Below are 20,043 nucleotides of genomic sequence, written 5' to 3'. Positions count from 1 at the left end.
AGGAAAAATTAATGTGCTTTAACCGTGCCGGCCGTTTTCTGTTTGAACAGGTAACCAATGCCAAGAATAGCAATCCATACCGGGATTAAGTACACCGAGATCGCCATGCCCGGCGTCATCAGCATAATCACCAGTACTGCAGCCATGAAAATCAGGCACACCCAGTTACCCAGCGGATAGAGCAGCGCCGGGAAGCGGGTGGTAACACCCTGCTGCTGTTTGGCTTTGCGGAACTTCATGTGCGCAAGGCTAATCATTGCCCAGTTGATTACCAGTGCGGAAACTACCAGCGCCATCAACAGGCCAAAGGCAGATTCTGGCGCCAGGTAGTTGATCAGCACGCACAGAGCCGTCACCAGTGCGGAAACCAGAATGGTGTTTACCGGCACGCCGCGTTTGTCGACGTTCATCAGCGCTTTCGGCGCATTGCCCTGCTGTGCCAGACCGAACAGCATACGGCTGTTGCAGTACACACAGCTGTTATAGACAGAAAGGGCAGCAGTCAGCACCACGATGTTCAGGGCATTAGCAACAAACGTGTCGCCCAGTTCGTGGAAAATAAGGACAAACGGGCTGGTATCAGCCGTAACGCGCGTCCACGGCATCAGGGAAAGCAGAACCGCCAGCGAACCCACATAGAAAATCAGGATACGGTAGATAACCTGGTTGGTTGCTTTGGGAATGCTTTGCTCCGGGTTATCCGCTTCTGCTGCGGTGATCCCAACCAGCTCCAGTCCACCGAAAGAGAACATGATAATCGCCATCATCATCACCAGACCGGTGAAGCCATGCGGCAGGAAGCCCCCCTGGTTCCACAGATTGCTGACGCTGGCCTGCGGCCCGCCGTTGCCGCTGAACAGCAGCCAGCCGCCGAAGATGATCATCGCGACGACAGCAATGACTTTAATAATGGCGAACCAGAACTCCATCTCACCAAACACTTTCACGTTGGTCAGGTTAATGGCGTTGATAATCACGAAGAAGGCTGCAGCAGAGGCCCAGGTTGGGATCTCCGGGTACCAGAACTGGATATATTTACCGACTGCAGTCAGCTCAGCCATGGCAACCAGCACGTACAGTACCCAGTAGTTCCAGCCAGAGGCGAAACCCGCGAAACTGCCCCAGTATTTATAAGCAAAGTGGCTAAAGGAGCCTGCTACCGGCTCTTCAACCACCATTTCACCTAACTGACGCATAATCAAAAAGGCGATAAAGCCGGCAATAGCGTAACCCAGAATAATCCCCGGTCCTGCAGACTGGATAACGGATGCGCTACCGAGGAATAACCCGGTACCAATCGCGCCACCCAGCGCGATTAGCTGTATATGGCGGTTCTTAAGACCGCGCTTGAGCTGATCGCCATGCTGTTGACTTTCCATCATGAAACCTCGTGTGTGGTTTTACTCTTCATATTTCGAGTACTTATTTTTTGAACTACGCAGCAATGCGTGTGTAAGTTTGCAATTCCGTTTGTTGTATTAATTTGTTTACAGATGCTTTTAATGAAATGTTGCCTTAATGCTTTTGTCTTGATCAGAATAATGATATGTGAGCGCGAATGCACCTGCTTTATGCGGGGGAGATGACGAGTTGAATAAAAAGAAACCATTTGTAAATGCGAGTTTATCTACCACAAAATTTCTATTTTGAATTTCTATTCATTAATAGTGATTTAAGTATCGATAAATAAGCAGGTGAATCGGTTCAGATGAGATAATTTTTCGTTTCAATTCCGTTAAAACTACCTCGAGGTGGGTAAATTTAACATTTGTGCATAGTTACATGTTTGAAACGTTATTTCTGTAATGTTGTTAAAATATGCCTCCTTTACTGATTTCAATCAAAACCTGTATGGACAGAAGGTGAATACTTTGTTACTTTAGCGTCAAGAACATGAAATTGGTAAGACCAATTGACTCCGGGCAAATGGCTTAAGACAGGAAATCATGGCCTACAGCAAAATCCGCCAACCAAAACTCTCCGATGTGATTGAGCAGCAGCTGGAGTTTTTAATTCTTGAGGGGACACTTCGCCCCGGAGAAAAACTCCCACCGGAACGCGAGCTGGCAAAACAGTTCGACGTCTCCCGCCCCTCCTTACGCGAGGCGATCCAACGCCTTGAAGCGAAGGGGTTACTGCTTCGTCGTCAGGGCGGTGGCACTTTTGTTCAGAGCAGCCTGTGGCAGAGCTTTAGCGACCCACTGGTAGAGCTGCTCTCCGACCATCCTGAATCCCAGTTTGACCTGCTTGAGACGCGCCATGCGCTGGAAGGTATTGCAGCTTATTACGCTGCACTGCGCAGCACGGATGAAGACAAAACGCGTATCCGTGAACTCCACCATGCGATCGAGCTTGCTCAACAGTCCGGCGATCTTGACGGTGAATCTGATGCAGTACTCCAGTATCAAATTGCTGTCACCGAAGCGGCACATAATGTGGTGCTGCTCCATTTGCTAAGGTGTATGGAGCCGATGCTGGCCCAGAACGTTCGGCAAAACTTCGAATTGCTGTATGCGCGTCGTGAAATGCTGCCACTGGTTAGCAGTCACCGTACCCGTATTTTTGAAGCAATTATTGCCGGGAAGCCGGAAGAGGCGCGTGAAGCGTCCCACCGTCACCTGGCGTTTATCGAAGAGATTCTGCTGGACAGAAGCCGTGAGGAAAGCCGTCGTGAACGCGCCTTACGCCGTCTGGAGCAACGAAAGAATTAGTGATTTTTCTGGCAGAACGTTAACCAGAAGATGTTGTAAATCAAGCGCCATATAAAGTGCGCGGCAACTAAACGCAGAACCTGTCTTATTACGCTCTCTGGCGAGAACGTAATGGGACAGGTTCCAGATAACTCAACGTATTAGATAGATAAGGAATACCCCCATGTCAGAACGTTTCCCAAATGACGTGGATCCGATCGAAACTCGCGACTGGCTACAGGCGATCGAATCGGTCATCCGTGAAGAAGGTGTTGAGCGTGCTCAGTATCTGATCGACCAACTGCTTTCAGAAGCCCACAAAGGCGGCGTGAAAGTAGCGGCAGGTGCAGGGGCCAGCAATTATGTAAACACTATTGCCGTTGAAGATGAACCGGAATACCCGGGCAATCTGGAGCTGGAACGTCGTATTCGTTCTGCTATCCGTTGGAACGCCATCATGACCGTACTGCGCGCGTCTAAAAAGGACCTCGAGCTGGGTGGCCACATGGCATCCTTCCAGTCCTCCGCAACGGTATATGATGTTTGCTTCAACCACTTCTTCCGTGCACGCAACGAGCAAGATGGCGGCGATCTGGTGTACTTCCAGGGTCACATCTCTCCGGGCATCTACGCACGCGCATTCCTGGAAGGTCGTCTGACTGAAGAGCAGATGAACAACTTCCGTCAGGAAGTACATGGCAAAGGCCTGTCTTCCTACCCGCACCCGAAACTGATGCCAGAATTCTGGCAGTTCCCGACCGTATCTATGGGGCTGGGCCCAATCGGTGCTATCTACCAGGCTAAATTCCTGAAATATCTGGAACACCGTGGTCTGAAAGATACCTCTAAACAAACCGTTTACGCCTTCCTGGGCGACGGCGAGATGGATGAGCCAGAATCAAAAGGTGCGATCACCATCGCGACCCGTGAAAAACTGGACAACCTGGTCTTTGTTATCAACTGTAACCTGCAGCGTCTTGACGGCCCGGTAACCGGTAACGGCAAGATTGTTAACGAACTGGAAGGCATCTTCGCGGGCGCTGGCTGGAACGTTATCAAAGTCATGTGGGGCGGTCGTTGGGATGAGCTGCTGCGTAAAGACACCAGCGGTAAACTGATCCAGCTGATGAACGAAACCGTTGACGGCGACTACCAGACCTTCAAATCCAAAGATGGCGCATATGTACGTGAGCACTTCTTCGGTAAATACCCGGAAACCGCAGCACTGGTTGCTGACTGGACTGATGAGCAGATTTGGTCTCTGAACCGCGGTGGTCACGATCCGAAGAAAGTTTACGCTGCACTGAAAAAAGCGCAGGAAACCAAAGGCAAAGCAACTGTAATCCTCGCCCATACCATCAAAGGTTACGGCATGGGTGACACCGCTGAAGGTAAAAACATCGCTCACCAGGTTAAGAAAATGAACATGGACGGCGTGCGTTATATCCGCGACCGTTTCAACGTTCCTGTGACCGATGAGCAGGTTGAAAACCTGTCTTACATCACCTTCCCGGAAGGTTCTGAAGAGCACACTTATCTGCACGCTCAGCGTCAGAAACTGCATGGCTACCTGCCAGCTCGTCAGCCGAACTTCACTGAGAAGCTGGAACTGCCGGCTCTGGAAGACTTCGGTGCTCTACTGGAAGAGCAGAACAAAGAAATCTCCACCACTATCGCTTTCGTTCGTGCCCTGAACGTGATGCTGAAGAACAAGTCGATCAAAGATCGTCTGGTTCCGATCATCGCTGATGAAGCACGTACTTTCGGTATGGAAGGTCTGTTCCGTCAGATCGGTATCTACAGCCCGAACGGTCAGCAGTACACCCCGCAGGACCGTGAGCAGGTTGCTTACTATAAAGAAGACGAGAAAGGTCAGATCCTGCAGGAAGGTATCAACGAACTGGGTGCTGGCGCATCCTGGCTGGCTGCTGCGACCTCTTACAGCACCAACGATCTGCCGATGATTCCGTTCTACATCTACTACTCCATGTTCGGGTTCCAGCGTATCGGTGACCTGTGCTGGCAGGCAGGCGACCAACAGGCTCGTGGCTTCCTGATTGGTGGTACTTCCGGTCGTACGACGCTGAACGGTGAAGGTCTGCAGCACGAAGATGGTCACAGCCATATTCAGTCTCTGACTATCCCGAACTGTATCTCTTACGATCCGTCTTACGCGTACGAAGTTGCGGTCATCATGCACGATGGTCTGGAGCGTATGTACGGTGAGAAACAAGAGAACGTTTACTACTACATCACCACGCTGAACGAAAACTACCACATGCCGGCAATGCCAGCAGGTGCCGAGGAAGGTATCCGTAAAGGTATCTACAAACTCGAAACCCTCGAAGGTAAGAAAGGTAAAGTTCAGCTGCTGGGCTCCGGTTCTATCCTGCGTCACGTCCGTGAAGCAGCACAGATCCTGGCGAACGACTACGGTGTAGGTTCTGACGTTTACAGCGTAACCTCCTTCACTGAACTGGCGCGTGATGGCCAGGATTGTGAGCGCTGGAACATGCTGCACCCGATGGAAACTCCGCGCGTTCCGTACATCGCTCAGGTGATGAACGACGCTCCGGCAGTAGCATCTACTGACTATATGAAACTGTTTGCCGAACAGGTTCGTACTTATGTACCGGCTGATGATTATCGCGTACTGGGTACCGACGGTTTCGGTCGCTCTGACAGCCGTGAAAACCTGCGTCACCACTTCGAAGTTGATGCTTCCTACGTGGTTGTAGCGGCCCTGGGCGAACTGGCTAAACGTGGCGAAATCGATAAGAAAGTGGTTGCAGACGCAATCACCAAATTCAACATCGATGCAGATAAAGTTAACCCGCGTCTGGCGTAAGAGGTAAAAGAATAATGGCTATCGAAATCAATGTACCGGACATCGGGGCTGATGAAGTTGAAATCACCGAGATCCTGGTCAAAGTGGGCGACAAAGTTGAAGCTGAACAGTCGCTGATCACCGTAGAAGGCGACAAAGCCTCTATGGAAGTTCCGTCTCCTCAGGCTGGTATCGTTAAAGAGATCAAAGTCTCTGTTGGCGATAAAACTGAGACCGGCAAACTGATCATGATTTTCGATTCCGCCGACGGTGCAGCAGCAGCTGCACCTGCTCCGGCAGAAGAGAAGAAAGAAGCGGCTCCGGCAGCAGCACCTGCTGCTGCGGCGGCGAAAGACGTACACGTACCGGACATCGGCGGCGACGAAGTTGAAGTTACCGAGATCATGGTTAAAGTGGGCGACACCGTTGCGGCTGAACAGTCTCTGATCACCGTTGAAGGTGACAAAGCGTCAATGGAAGTTCCGGCACCGTTCGCGGGTACCGTTAAAGAGATCAAAATCAACACCGGCGACAAAGTGTCTACCGGTTCCCTGATTATGGTCTTCGAAGTAGCGGGCGCAGCGCCTGCTGCTGCACCGGCTCAGGCGGCTGCTCCAGCAGCAGCGGCGGCTCCGGCTGCTTCCGGCTCGAAAGAAGTTAACGTACCGGATATCGGCGGTGACGAAGTCGAAGTCACTGAAGTGATGGTTAAAGTGGGCGATAAAATTGCCGCTGAGCAATCACTGATCACCGTTGAAGGCGATAAAGCGTCAATGGAAGTTCCGGCACCGTTCGCGGGCACCGTGAAAGAAATCAAAATCAGCACCGGCGACAAAGTTAAAACCGGTTCTCTGATTATGGTCTTCGAAGTCGAAGGCGCAGCACCTGCAGCCGCTCCAGCACAAGCAGCTGCTCCGGCTCCGGCCGCAGCACCAGCGCCTGCGCAAGCCGCAGCTCCGGCCGCGAAAGCGGAAGGCAAATCTGAGTTTGCTGAAAACGACGCTTACGTTCATGCAACACCGCTGATTCGTCGCCTGGCGCGCGAATTCGGTGTGAACCTGGCGAAAGTGAAAGGTTCTGGCCGTAAAGGTCGTATCCTGCGTGAAGACGTTCAGGCTTACGTGAAAGACGCTATCAAGCGTGCTGAAGCGGCTCCGGCTGCAGCAGCAGGCGGCGGTATCCCGGGCATGCTGCCTTGGCCGAAAGTGGACTTCAGCAAGTTTGGTGAAATCGAAGAAGTGGAACTGGGCCGTATCCAGAAAATCTCTGGTGCTAACCTGAGCCGTAACTGGGTGATGATCCCGCACGTTACTCACTTCGATAAGACCGATATCACCGATCTGGAAGCGTTCCGTAAACAGCAGAACGCCGAAGCTGAAAAACGTAAACTGGACGTGAAATTTACCCCAGTAGTCTTCATCATGAAAGCCGTTGCCGCAGCTCTGGAACAGATGCCGCGCTTTAACAGCTCCCTGTCTGAAGACGGTCAGCGCCTGACCCTGAAGAAATACATCAACATCGGTGTAGCGGTTGATACTCCGAATGGTCTGGTTGTTCCGGTCTTCAAAGACGTGAACAAGAAGAGCATTACCGAGCTGTCTCGTGAACTGACCGTGATCTCCAAGAAAGCGCGTGATGGCAAGCTGACTGCTGGCGAAATGCAGGGCGGTTGCTTCACCATCTCCAGCATCGGTGGCCTGGGTACTACCCACTTCGCGCCGATTGTGAACGCGCCGGAAGTGGCTATCCTCGGTGTCTCCAAGTCCTCTATGGAGCCAGTGTGGAACGGTAAAGAGTTTATGCCGCGTCTGATGATGCCGATTTCGCTCTCCTTCGACCACCGTGTAATTGACGGTGCGGATGGTGCGCGCTTTATCACCATCATCAACAACATGCTGTCTGACATTCGCCGCCTGGTGATGTAAGCGAAAAAGCCGGCCCGACGGCCGGCTTTTTTCTGGTAATCTCATGAAGTCAGTGAGGTTATTGTGCGAAAGACAAATCGGTTGCCGTTTGTTGTTTCAAAATTGTTAACAATTTTGTAAAATACGGGCGGATAGAACGACCCGGTGGACGACGGGTATAAATTAAGAGGTCATGATGAGCACTGAAATCAAAACTCAGGTCGTGGTACTTGGGGCAGGCCCTGCAGGTTACTCTGCTGCCTTCCGTTGCGCAGATTTAGGTCTGGAGACCGTCATAGTAGAACGTTACAGCACCCTCGGTGGTGTTTGTCTGAACGTCGGCTGTATCCCTTCTAAAGCGCTGCTGCACGTAGCAAAAGTTATCGAAGAAGCCAAAGCGCTGGCTGAACACGGTATCGTTTTTGGCGAGCCGAAAACCGATATCGACAAGATTCGTACCTGGAAAGAAAAAGTTATCACTCAACTGACTGGCGGTCTGGCTGGTATGGCCAAAGGCCGTAAAGTGAAAGTGGTTAACGGTCTGGGTAAATTTACTGGGGCGAACACCCTGGAAGTTGAAGGCGAAAACGGCAAAACCGTAATCAACTTCGACAACGCGATCATCGCGGCGGGTTCCCGTCCGATCGAACTGCCTTTCATTCCGCACGAAGATCCGCGCGTGTGGGACTCCACTGACGCGCTGGAACTGAAAACTGTTCCTAAGCGCCTGCTGGTTATGGGCGGCGGTATTATCGGTCTGGAAATGGGTACCGTGTACCATGCGCTGGGTTCAGAGATCGACGTGGTTGAAATGTTCGACCAGGTTATCCCAGCTGCCGACAAAGACGTGGTTAAAGTCTTCACCAAGCGTATCAGCAAGAAATTCAACCTGATGCTGGAAACCAAAGTGACCGCCGTTGAAGCGAAAGAAGACGGTATCTACGTTTCCATGGAAGGCAAAAAAGCCCCTGCCGAAGCTCAGCGTTACGATGCTGTGCTGGTAGCTATCGGTCGTGTACCGAACGGTAAAAACCTCGATGCGGGCAAAGCTGGCGTTGAAGTTGATGACCGTGGCTTCATCCGCGTTGACAAACAGCTGCGCACCAACGTGCCGCACATCTTTGCTATCGGCGATATCGTTGGTCAGCCGATGCTGGCGCACAAAGGTGTTCACGAAGGTCACGTTGCCGCTGAAGTTATCGCCGGTAAGAAACACTACTTCGATCCGAAAGTTATTCCATCCATCGCGTACACTGAACCAGAAGTTGCATGGGTTGGCCTGACTGAGAAAGAAGCGAAAGAAAAAGGCATCAGCTACGAAACCGCCACCTTCCCGTGGGCTGCTTCTGGCCGTGCTATCGCTTCTGACTGCGCAGACGGTATGACCAAACTGATTTTCGACAAAGAATCTCACCGTGTGATCGGTGGTGCGATTGTCGGTACCAACGGCGGCGAGCTGCTGGGTGAAATCGGTCTGGCGATCGAAATGGGCTGTGACGCTGAAGACATCGCGCTGACCATCCACGCTCACCCGACTCTGCACGAGTCCGTTGGTCTGGCAGCTGAAGTGTTCGAAGGTAGCATCACCGACCTGCCGAACCCGAAAGCGAAGAAAAAGTAATCTTCCCGCTTTTGTGAAAACGCCTCTTCGGAGGCGTTTTTTTTCCCGAAAGCTACCAGTTCTGGTAGTCATCTTATTGATATCTCCACTAAAAAAAATTGCGCAACTGCCGATACTTTTTTCGCCATTGTGTGGCTACTGGCCGCGCGGTTAAGAGGCTCTGGACTCTCTATTACACGAAAAAAGGAAAATACATGTCTTTAAAAAAAATCGCGGTTGTTGGCATGATTGTCGCGGCAATGACGCTGACCGGTTGTGGCGCGATGACCACCGCCGTTAAAAAACGTAACCTTGAAGTGAAAACGCAGATGAGTGAAACCATCTGGCTGGAGCCTTCCAGCGAGAAGACCGTCTACATTCAGGTAAAAAATACCTCTGACAAAGACATGAGTAACCTGCAAACCCTGCTGGCAAATGACCTGTCCGCGAAAGGTTATAAAGTGACCAGTTCACCAGACAGCGCTTATTACTGGGTACAGGCGAACGTATTGAAAGCGGACAAAATGGATCTGCGTGAAGCTCAGGGCTTCCTGAAAACGGGTTATGAAGGTGCCGCGATGGGCGCAGCGTTGGGTGCGGGGATTACCGCCTATAATAGCAACTCCTCTGGTGCGGCGCTGGGTGTTGGTATCGCGGCGGGGCTGATCGGCATGGCTGCGGATGCGATGGTGGAAGACGTAAACTACACCATGGTCACTGACCTGCAGATCTCTGAACGCAGCAAAGCGAAAGTGACAACGGATAACGTTGCGGCGTTGCGTCAAGGGACATCCGGTATCAAGTTGCAAACCAGCAGCGCGCAAGGCGATCGTGCAAAATATCAGACTCGCGTCGTGTCTAATGCTAACAAAGTGAATCTGAAGTTCGAAGAAGCGAAGCCGGTTCTGGAAGCTCAGTTGGCGAAATCTGTCGCTAACATCCTGTAATTTGCTGTGGGTTGCCGGGGGGCGGCTACGCCTTACCCGGCCAACTAATCTTTCGAATTGGTATCAGGGCGCTACGGGCTGCCAGGTTTTATCCGGATGGAATGTGGTTAACGCCTGTGCTTTTTGCTGAGAATCAACGCCGAGATCGGCCTGATAGACTTTATCATCACCGTTAATCATAAAACTCATCACGCCGGTGTGATCATAGCTAACAGGCCAGGCCACCATGGCAAAACCGCTGGTTTTGTCGGGAAGGATACGAAAATGATAGCCGTGATAGCCCGTGCCAGGTTCCTGTGGACTAAAGGCCGGGCCGAGTGGGCTTGGCGCTTCGCCGGGTGAAACAGGCCAGTACAGACCATCTTTTTTCCCTTCAGAACTGACAATCTTTTGCGCGTATTTCTGGTTCATCGCAAAATAGCTCTGCTGGGCATCTACATAAGCGTGTAACGCCTCGATAGCCGCGAGTTCGTTTCGTCCAATCTCACGGGTCAGGATCTCTTCGGCCGCTTCCTTGATATCAAATTGCCAGCCTGAAGCGTTTTTGACGACCGGGATTGGCAGTTGCCAGTCGCTATCCCCGACCACCAGATGCGCGGTATTGCCGTCGACAACGGTATTATGGCGAACCTTCCAGTCGCGCAGGAAACGATCAACCGCATCAGGATCGACGCCTTCTGGCGGTAGAAAATCACGCCAGTTTTCCCCGAGCAGGTTGCTCATTGCACTTTCATTTTGCTCACTAATCGCGTTTGCCAGCGCATCGGTCGCCTGGTCTGGTGTGCTGAAAGATTGTTGTGCCATCGCGGCAGCCGAAACCATGAACAACACAATTCCACTGAGTAGTTTATTTTTCATGTCGGTTCCCTTAACGATGACGGAATTCACGGTGTTCAGCACGCCCGCCAGAAGGCTGGCGCGATGGCTGATTACGGGCGACCTGCCGGCTCTGTGCCCCTCGCTGTTGCTGCGCCTGCCAGTTGGCGGAGCGACTGTCGTTCCCGCTCAGCGCATTGGCGCGTGGCTGGCTGGTCCGTTGTTGAAGATTGCGCTGTTGCACATTGCGTTGCTGCGCCGGTTGCGTGACCCGTTTCTCCTGTCGCTGGGCGGCTGCCTGACGATTCTCACGTTGCTGTGTGCTTGTCCGTTTCGCGGTTTGCGGTTTGGTATCGTAACCACGGTAGTTATTACGTTGGGAAATTTGCTTCAGCTGTTGGCTGGATGCCTGACGCTGGGCGTCTTTCGTGCCCGTACGCGCCGTCTGCGGGAATGTTTTTCCCGTTGATTTTTCCATTTGGCTCATCGCAGCCTGGCGTTGGCTATCACGGTTGACCGGTCTTTGCTGGGTTGAACTTAAGCCTGTAGCCGTGTTAGTGGAGTGGAAGCGGTTATTGAGCTGGTTATTTGGGTATGGCACACCCTCACGATAGGCCGGGTTGTGCTGCCAGGTACGGTTGGCGTCTGTCAGTCGTTGTCCACTGATTTTATTAAAGTTATCAACGTTAATATTGATGTTGTTATCACCATTACGGTTATAGCCGCCATGGTTATCCCAGTCATCATTATGATGGTGATCGTCGTCGTCATCCCAGTCGATGTTGCTGAAGATGGCATAGGTTGTTGCAACACCGAGGCTGAAGCCTAAACCATTAACGAAGCTGTTACCAAACTGCTCGCCGGGCGTTGGCGGCAGATAGGTTGGCGGATAGGCGGTGTTCGGCCAGGTACCGTAAACCGTATTCGGGTTATAGGTAGGAACGTACACCACCTGCGGATCGGCGGATTCAATTTTGATTACCGTTGGGCTTGTTGAGGCGGTCGTGGCTGTTGTGGTCACTGAACTGGTCGTCGACTCGCTGGTGACGGTTTTAGCCGGCGCCGCTTTGGTCACGGTGGTGACTGTCTGCTGCGGTGTCGATTGCAACGCACCGGTCTGTTGCGCCAGTGCACGCAGGCGTTGAACGGAATCCATAACATCTTTTGGCTGCGCAAGGAAAGCATCGCCCAGACTTTGTACCCACGGCGGATTTTCACCCATCAGCGACATCAACTGAGGAAAGGCGACCAGCGATTTCACGCTGGGATCCCAGGGCTGGCTGGCAACGGCCTGAATGGCGGCGTCGCCCTGCATTTTGGGATTGTCTTTTGACCACTGTGCGGCCTGGATGACGTTAGCCGGATAGGTTGAGGCCATCAAAATTTGCGACAGCAGCGAGTCTGGATAGAGTGCGATAGGTGCAACCCACTGATCGATTTGTGCTGCCGAGTAGGTTGGTGCCACGACGGGCGCTGTTTGGTCGGCCGGGGCAGGGGCCGCTATGGGCGCTGGAGCCGGTACTGACGGTTGCTGTGCAACGGGGGCCGGAACTGCAGGCTCCGTAGCACGACTTTTAACGAACATCACGCCTGAGGCGGCAAACAGCCCGACACTGCACAAAAGGACAAGCAGATGTGGCTTAAGGGGCAACTTCATAAAATGACTCCAACGAGACAAGCGCTGTGCCGTGAGGCGTTCCTGTTGCCGCGAGTATTATTCACCCGTGTTAGACAGTTTTGACTTTTATTGGGGATTCACCCGGTAGGTCCGGAAAAAGAGTGTGAGGATTTATTACACAATTATATCTGATGGCTGAAAAGTCGCTGGAAAATTCAGCATCTCGCGCTTGAAAATCAACCGTTTCAGGGTGGTTTTAGGTAGCCTGAATTGCGTTCCGCCTTGCCGCTACACCATTCTTAACGATTCAGCCAATTTTTTATGTTGCTTTTTTGTAAACGGATTAACACTTAATGAAAATCCTGTTATTGTGCCTTATGCGGTACCGGGCATTTACCCTACTAACTACTGTCTCACAGGAGCGTGAAGAGAATCGCCCATCTACAAAAGCGCCGCATTATGACAATGAGAGCGAGGAGATATCGTCGTGCTAGAAGAATACCGTAAGCACGTAGCTGAGCGTGCTGCCCAGGGGATTGTGCCAAAACCTTTAGACGCAACCCAAATGGCCGCACTTGTCGAGCTGCTGAAGACCCCGCCTGTGGGCGAAGAAGAATTCCTGTTAGACCTGTTGATCAACCGTGTTCCTCCTGGCGTAGATGAAGCCGCTTATGTTAAAGCTGGTTTTCTCGCTGCCGTCGCGAAAGGCGACACCACCTCCCCGCTGGTTACCCCAGAAAAAGCCATTGAACTGCTGGGCACCATGCAGGGTGGTTACAACATTCATCCGCTGATCGACGCGCTGGATGACGCCAAACTGGCACCGATTGCCGCCAAAGCGCTCTCTTCAACGCTGCTGATGTTCGATAACTTCTACGATGTGGAAGAAAAAGCCAAAGTGGGCAACGAATATGCGAAGCAGGTAATGCAGTCCTGGGCCGATGCCGAATGGTTCCTGAACCGTCCGGCTCTGGCTGAAAAAATCACCGTTACCGTCTTTAAAGTTACCGGTGAAACCAACACCGATGACCTCTCTCCGGCTCCGGACGCATGGTCCCGCCCAGATATCCCGCTGCACGCGCTGGCGATGCTGAAAAACACCCGTGAAGGTATCGAACCGGATCAGCCGGGCGTAGTTGGCCCGATCAAACAGATCGAAGAATTGCAGAAAAAAGGTTACCCGCTGGCTTATGTGGGTGATGTTGTCGGTACCGGTTCTTCGCGTAAATCCGCGACCAACTCCGTGCTGTGGTTCATGGGTGACGACATTCCTCATGTGCCGAACAAGCGCGGCGGCGGCCTGTGCCTCGGCGGCAAAATTGCACCTATCTTCTTCAACACCATGGAAGATGCGGGCGCACTGCCGATTGAAGTGGACGTGTCGAACATGAACATGGGTGACGTGATTGACGTTTACCCGTTCAAAGGCGAAGTACGCAACCACGAAACAGGCGAACTGCTGGCCAGCTTTGAGCTGAAAACCGAAGTCCTGATCGACGAAGTACGTGCCGGTGGTCGTATTCCGCTGATCATCGGTCGTGGCCTGACCACCAAAGCGCGCGAAGCTCTGGGTCTGCCGCACTCAGACGTCTTCCGTCAGGCGAAAGACGTGGCGGAAAGCAGCCGTGGCTTCTCCCTGGCACAGAAAATGGTTGGCCGCGCCTGCGGCGTGAAAGGTATCCGTCCGGGCGCGTACTGCGAACCGAAGATGACCTCTGTGGGATCTCAGGATACCACCGGCCCAATGACCCGTGACGAACTGAAAGACCTGGCGTGCCTGGGCTTCTCAGCTGACCTGGTGATGCAGTCCTTCTGTCACACTGCCGCCTATCCGAAGCCGGTTGACGTGACCACGCACCACACGCTGCCAGACTTCATCATGAACCGTGGTGGTGTTTCCCTGCGTCCGGGCGATGGTGTTATCCACTCCTGGCTGAACCGTATGCTGCTGCCGGATACCGTAGGTACCGGTGGTGACTCCCATACCCGTTTCCCTATTGGGATCTCCTTCCCGGCAGGTTCTGGTCTGGTGGCGTTTGCTGCAGCGACCGGCGTGATGCCGCTGGATATGCCGGAATCGGTACTGGTGCGCTTCAAGGGTAAAATGCAGCCGGGTATCACTCTGCGTGACCTGGTTCACGCCATTCCGCTGTACGCGATCAAACAGGGTCTGCTGACCGTTGAGAAGAAAGGTAAAAAGAACATCTTCTCTGGCCGCATCCTTGAAATCGAAGGTCTGCCGGATCTCAAAGTGGAGCAGGCGTTCGAACTGACCGATGCTTCCGCAGAGCGTTCTGCTGCGGGCTGTACCATCAAGCTGAACAAAGAGCCGATCGTTGAGTATCTGAACTCTAACATCGTTCTGCTGAAGTGGATGATCGCGGAAGGTTACGGCGATCGCCGTACGCTGGAACGTCGTGTGCAGGGCATGGAAAAATGGCTGGCGGATCCGCAGTTGCTGGAAGCCGACGCTGACGCAGAATACGCGGCGGTGATCGACATTGACCTGGCTGACATCAAAGAACCAATCCTGTGTGCACCGAACGATCCGGACGACGCGCGTCTGCTGTCTGACGTACAGGGTGAGAAGATCGACGAAGTGTTCATCGGCTCCTGTATGACTAACATAGGCCACTTCCGTGCCGCTGGTAAGCTGCTGGATGCGCACAAAGGCCAACTGCCGACTCGTCTGTGGGTGGCTCCGCCAACCCGTATGGATGCGGCACAGCTGACCGAAGAAGGTTATTACAGCGTGTTCGGTAAGAGCGGTGCGCGTATCGAAATTCCAGGCTGCTCTCTGTGCATGGGTAACCAGGCGCGTGTCGCCGACGGCGCAACGGTTGTCTCGACCTCTACTCGTAACTTCCCGAACCGTTTAGGTACCGGGGCAAACGTCTACCTGGCTTCTGCGGAGCTGGCGGCGGTTGCGGCGCTGATCGGCAAACTGCCGACGGCGGAAGAGTACCAGACCTATGTGGCGCAGGTGGATAAAACTGCCGTGGATACTTACCGTTATCTGAACTTCGACCAGCTCTCTCAGTATACGGAGAAAGCCGATGGTGTGATTTTCCAGACCGCGGTGTAATGCGCTAACGCGTTTTGTGTAAAAACACATCAATGCCCGGAGAAGTCTGCTTCTCCGGGCATTTTTATTTCTATTCCTTATACCCACTACGCTTTTTTTCTGCCGCGCTGCTGCGATAATTACAGCAAGGCGCGATGCGGTATTGGCGCATTGCCGGGAGTAGAGGAAGACATTATGGATTACGAATTTCTGCGCGATATTACCGGGGTGGTAAAAGTGCGTATGTCCATGGGCCACGAGGTGGTGGGGCACTGGTTTAATGAAGAAGTGAAAGAAAACCTGGCCTTACTTGATGAAGTGGAACAGGCGGCGCGTGCGGTTAAGGGCAGTGAGCGCTCCTGGCAGCGAGCAGGGCATGAATACACGCTCTGGCTGGATGGCGAAGAAGTGATGGTTCGCGCTAATCAGTTGGAGTTCTCTGGAGATGAGATGGAAGAGGGGATGAGCTATTACGACGAAGAAAGTTTTTCGCTTTGTGGTGTAGAGGACTTTCTTCAGGTTGTGGCGGCATACCGCGAATTTGTGCAACAGCGTTAATTCATGCGGAGCCAGCGGGCTCCGCTATGTCGGTTACTTCACGTAGGCCAACAGGCTCAGAGAATCACGCGCCAGTGCTTTGCATTTCTTTGCCGTGGGGATGCCGATACCGCTGAGATCGCGGTAGCTGTCTTCACCCAGCGCTTTCATATTGAAGGTATCGTAATTACTCAGGTCCCACTGGTTTTGCTGGGCAAAAAAGACCAGTGCGCGACGGATCTGCCCATTAGGCAAATTCTGGTATCCACAGTCATTTTTCAGAAAAACAAAAACTGCCGTTAAATCGGCCATATCTTCGGCTTCGGACTCGCTGAGCGCGTAGCTGTTTGCGCATACGGCCATCAGGCTGCCGAACAAAACTGTTCTGAAAAACGTCTTCATTGCTTCTACCACTGCATCACGGAATTTAAACGTTAGCATACTGCGAGCGAAGCGACGACCTTTATTATTAGCCGTTCACTTGACCTTCCCGTAAGGGGAAGGCTTATGCTTAAAAGATAGCCTGCTTAAGCTGCTGAATATAAGGAAGTGATTATGCAACGTCGTGATTTTTTAAAGTACTCCGTGGCGCTGGGCGTAGCGTCAGCGTTACCTCTGTGGAGCCGGAGCGTATTTGCCGCAGACCGCCCTGCATTGCCCATTCCTGATCTGCTAACCGCGGATGCATCTAATCGCATGCAGTTGGTGGTGCAAGCCGGACAGTCGAGTTTTGCTGGTAAAACAGCGACGACCTGGGGATATAACGGCAATCTGCTCGGACCGGCGGTCAAGCTGAACAAAGGGCAATCGGTGACCGTGGATATCCATAACCAGCTTGCCGAAGAGACGACGTTGCACTGGCACGGGCTGGAAATCCCTGGTGAAGTCGACGGTGGGCCGCAAGGCATAATCCCGGCGGGCGGAAAACGTTCAGTGACCTTCACGCCGGATCAGCGCGCGGCAACCTGCTGGTTCCACCCTCATCAGCATGGAAAGACCGGTCATCAGGTAGCGATGGGGCTGGCCGGACTGGTGCTGATTGAAGACGAAGAGATTCGCAAGCTGATGCTGCCTAAGCAGTGGGGAATTGATGATGTGCCGGTAATTATTCAGGACAAACAGTTCTCTGCTGATGGGCAGGTTGATTATCAACTGGACATCATGACCGCCGCAGTCGGCTGGTTTGGCGATACGCTGCTGACCAACGGGGCGATTTATCCTCAGCATGCCGCACCGCGCGGCTGGCTACGTCTGCGTCTGTTGAATGGTTGTAACGCGCGCTCGCTGAACATTGCGGCCAGCGACAATCGTCCTTTGTACGTCATTGCCAGCGACGGTGGACTGTTGGCGGAACCGGTAAAAGTGACCCAGCTTCCTATGCTGATGGGCGAGCGCTTTGAAGTGCTGGTGGATGTCAGTGACGGCAAAGCTTTTGATCTGGTCACTCTGCCAGTTAGCCAGATGGGGATGGCAATTGCGCCATTTGATAAGCCGCACCCGGTGATGCGCGTTCAGCCGCTGCTGATTACCGCTTCCGGCACGCTGCCGGATACGCTGACATCCATGCCATCGCTGCCGTCACTGGAAGGTCTGACGGTGCGCAAGCTGCAGCTGTCGATGGATCCGATGCTCGATATGATGGGCATGCAAATGCTGATGAAGAAATTCGGCGGTCAGGCCATGGCGGGTATGGATCATGGAAAGATGATGGGCCATATGAATAATGACAATATGGACCACGGCAATATGAATCATGGCAATATGAACCACGGTGAGATGGGGAATATGCAGCATGGCAACATGGGCAACATGAAGCATGGCGGATCGTTTGATTTCCATAATGCCAACCGGATTAATGGTCAGGCGTTTGATATGAATAAACCGATGTTTGCCGCGGCAAAAGGGCAGCATGAACGCTGGGTGATTTCCGGTCAGGGCGACATGATGCTGCATCCGTTCCACATTCACGGCACGCAGTTCCGCATTCTGTCTGAGAATGGCAAAGCGCCTGCCGCACACCGTGCGGGATGGAAGGACACGGTGCGGGTAGAAGGCGGCGTGAGCGAGGTATTGGTTAAGTTTGACCATGACGCGCCAAAGGAGCATGCCTATATGGCGCACTGCCATCTGTTAGAGCATGAAGATACCGGGATGATGCTCGGCTTCACCGTCTAAACAAATCGCGCTGTGCTTATCCGGCCTGCAGAAATCTCTCGTAAGCCGGATGAGACACAGTCTCTTTACAGTGTTTCATCGCACGACTCCCACCTCCTGCAAATTCTGCTATTGCACATAAAGTAATCGCCTTTAGAGCCGATAATCATTGGGTACCCAATGTGAGTTCAATGGATGAAATACTATGATTAAAAATGTGCGCGTTATTACCGGCATTCTTCTGGTTCTCGCCATTTTCTGTTTGCTACAGGCCGTGACAGGAAGTTTTTTTTATTCTGCAGTAAGCAATGATCGCCATAATTTCCAGAACTCAGGCACCCTGAATGCCCAACAGGAAAATCTGAGTGATAGCGTCAATACGCTGATTAAAACCCGGGTAACGGTAACCCGCGTAGCAATTCGTTTCTTAAAGAACCAACGCGATCCGGCCTCACTGGCGGCAATTGATACTTTGCTAAAAACGGCGAGTGAGTCGATGAAGAAAGCTGAGGGATACTTCGCACATTATCAGTCATTGCCGCAGGTGTCGGGGCAGAATCCGCAAATTGCATCTGAAATGGAAAAACAGTATCGGCAGATGCACGACGTGATGGCGTTATCGATAGAGTATCTGCGCGCAAATAACTATCAGGCCTATGGCGATCTTGATGCTCAGAAGGCGCAAGATGAAATGGAAGCCAGCTATGACCAGTGGCGTAACGAAAATAACGCGTTGCTTCAGCACGCGGCGGCGGAGAATCAGCACAGCTTTACCCGCATGCAATGGACATTAGGGGCGATTGTCGTCGCTGTGCTCATCGTGCTGGGCATGATCTGGAGTGGGTTGCAGCATATGCTGCTTAAACCCCTGGCGCAGATTATGGAGCATATCCGCATTATTACCCGTGGTGATTTGACCCATCAACTCGACGTCCAGGGACGTAATGAAATGGGGCGTTTGGCGACGGGGTTAGATGAAATGCGACAGTCGCTGATTTCGACAGTCACGTCGGTGCGTAACAGCTCAGAAACGATTCATAGCGGTGCAGCGGAAATCTCGTCAGGTAACAACGATCTGTCTTCGCGTACCGAGCAGCAGGCTGCTTCACTTGAAGAGACTGCCGCCAGCATGGAACAGCTTACTGCAACCGTGAAGCAAAATACGGACAATGCGAAACAGGCGACTCAACTGGCTAAGAATGCGTCTGATACTGCCGCGCGTGGTGGACGGGTTGTTGATACTGTCGTGCACACGATGAGTGAAATTGCCGGTAGTTCACAGCAAATTGCGCAGATCACCAGCGTCATCGACAGTATTGCTTTCCAGACCAATATCCTGGCGCTCAACGCGGCGGTTGAGGCAGCCAGAGCAGGAGAGCAGGGACGAGGATTTGCTGTTGTAGCGGGTGAGGTCCGTACTCTGGCAAGCCGTAGCGCTCAGGCAGCCAAAGAGATCAAAGCGTTGATTGATAACTCAACTCACAGCGTGGGGATGGGATCTCAGCAGGTGTCGGACGCGGGTAAAACGATGAAAGAGATTGTCGCTGCGGTCACCCGCGTGACGGACATCATGGGGGAAATCGCCTCAGCCTCAGAGGAACAGAGCCGGGGGATTGAGCAGGTGAGTCTCGCGGTCTCGCAGATGGACAGTGTCACACAACAAAACGCCGCGCTGGTAGAAGAGTCTGCCGCCGCCGCCGCTTCGTTGGAACAACAAGCTGAACAGTTACGCCTGGCCGTGGCTGCATTTCGCATCACACGCGATACCTCCAACAGTGAGCATCGGAAACCGCCTAAGGATGCTCCGCAAGCAACCTCTGCAGGGAGTACGACACAAGACCCGCATTGGGAAACGTTTTAGCCACATGCTGTCGTGCGAACCAGGT

At 52.8% G+C, this 20,043-nt stretch carries 13 protein-coding genes; 9 read left to right on the top strand and 4 right to left on the bottom strand.

Features of this window, described 5'->3' with window-relative positions; translation table 11 throughout:
• Positions 1-8: 8 nt before the first annotated feature.
• Complete coding sequence (aroP, locus tag GFB57_RS00425; protein WP_085951556.1) at positions 9-1,382, bottom strand: aromatic amino acid transporter AroP; 1,374 nt, start codon at positions 1,380-1,382, stop codon at positions 9-11.
• A gap of 564 nt (positions 1,383-1,946) precedes the next feature.
• Between aroP and pdhR the strand changes: the two genes are divergently transcribed.
• The 5 genes from pdhR (at position 1,947) to traT (ending at position 9,968) form a co-directional block, all read left to right on the top strand.
• Complete coding sequence (gene pdhR, locus GFB57_RS00420) at positions 1,947-2,711, top strand: pyruvate dehydrogenase complex transcriptional repressor PdhR (protein WP_003018699.1); 765 nt, start codon at positions 1,947-1,949, stop codon at positions 2,709-2,711.
• A 163-nt stretch (positions 2,712-2,874) separates the two neighbouring features.
• Positions 2,875-5,538 carry a pyruvate dehydrogenase (acetyl-transferring), homodimeric type gene (gene aceE, locus GFB57_RS00415; RefSeq protein ID WP_003018692.1) on the top strand — a complete coding sequence of 888 codons (2,664 nt, stop codon included), beginning with the start codon at positions 2,875-2,877 and terminating at the stop codon, positions 5,536-5,538.
• A gap of 14 nt (positions 5,539-5,552) precedes the next feature.
• Complete coding sequence (gene aceF, locus GFB57_RS00410; protein ID WP_003018689.1) at positions 5,553-7,442, top strand: pyruvate dehydrogenase complex dihydrolipoyllysine-residue acetyltransferase; 1,890 nt, start codon at positions 5,553-5,555, stop codon at positions 7,440-7,442.
• A 175-nt stretch (positions 7,443-7,617) separates the two neighbouring features.
• Positions 7,618-9,042, top strand: coding sequence for a dihydrolipoyl dehydrogenase (gene lpdA, locus GFB57_RS00405; RefSeq protein ID WP_003018686.1), 1,425 nt, complete (start codon positions 7,618-7,620; stop codon positions 9,040-9,042).
• A gap of 194 nt (positions 9,043-9,236) precedes the next feature.
• Positions 9,237-9,968, top strand: coding sequence for a complement resistance protein TraT (gene traT / locus GFB57_RS00400; protein WP_003018683.1), 732 nt, complete (start codon positions 9,237-9,239; stop codon positions 9,966-9,968).
• Between the two features lie 63 nt (positions 9,969-10,031).
• Here the strand turns inward: traT and GFB57_RS00395 are convergent, their stop codons facing one another.
• A complete protein-coding gene (locus GFB57_RS00395; RefSeq protein WP_003018680.1) occupies positions 10,032-10,826 on the bottom strand; it encodes a DUF2950 family protein in 795 nt (264 codons plus the stop codon).
• Between the two features lie 10 nt (positions 10,827-10,836).
• Positions 10,837-12,441, bottom strand: coding sequence for a DUF3300 domain-containing protein (locus GFB57_RS00390; RefSeq protein WP_003018676.1), 1,605 nt, complete (start codon positions 12,439-12,441; stop codon positions 10,837-10,839).
• A 448-nt stretch (positions 12,442-12,889) separates the two neighbouring features.
• Here GFB57_RS00390 and acnB point away from each other — a divergent pair, with 448 nt between their 5' ends.
• Positions 12,890-15,487: a bifunctional aconitate hydratase 2/2-methylisocitrate dehydratase gene (gene acnB / locus GFB57_RS00385; protein WP_003018673.1), complete on the top strand. Its 2,598-nt coding sequence runs from the start codon at positions 12,890-12,892 to the stop codon at positions 15,485-15,487.
• Between the two features lie 174 nt (positions 15,488-15,661).
• Entirely contained in the window at positions 15,662-16,024 is a 363-nt protein-coding gene (gene yacL / locus GFB57_RS00380; protein ID WP_003018670.1) for a protein YacL, read from the top strand.
• Positions 16,025-16,057: 33 nt separating this feature from the next.
• Here the strand turns inward: yacL and GFB57_RS00375 are convergent, their stop codons facing one another.
• A complete protein-coding gene (locus tag GFB57_RS00375) occupies positions 16,058-16,405 on the bottom strand; it encodes a YacC family pilotin-like protein (RefSeq protein WP_003018667.1) in 348 nt (115 codons plus the stop codon).
• 153 nt (positions 16,406-16,558) lie between these two features.
• Here GFB57_RS00375 and cueO point away from each other — a divergent pair, with 153 nt between their 5' ends.
• Positions 16,559-18,178: a multicopper oxidase CueO gene (gene cueO / locus GFB57_RS00370; protein ID WP_003018664.1), complete on the top strand. Its 1,620-nt coding sequence runs from the start codon at positions 16,559-16,561 to the stop codon at positions 18,176-18,178.
• Between the two features lie 184 nt (positions 18,179-18,362).
• Positions 18,363-20,018, top strand: coding sequence for a methyl-accepting chemotaxis protein (locus GFB57_RS00365; RefSeq protein WP_003018660.1), 1,656 nt, complete (start codon positions 18,363-18,365; stop codon positions 20,016-20,018).
• Positions 20,019-20,043: the final 25 nt, after the last annotated feature.

The sequence above is a fragment of the Citrobacter sp. S39 genome (genome assembly GCF_009495675.1).
GTDB classification, from domain to species: Bacteria; Pseudomonadota; Gammaproteobacteria; order Enterobacterales; family Enterobacteriaceae; genus Citrobacter; species Citrobacter freundii.
The sequence above is the reverse complement of the archived record's forward strand: the minus strand, read 5'-3'. Positions and strand labels throughout refer to the sequence as shown.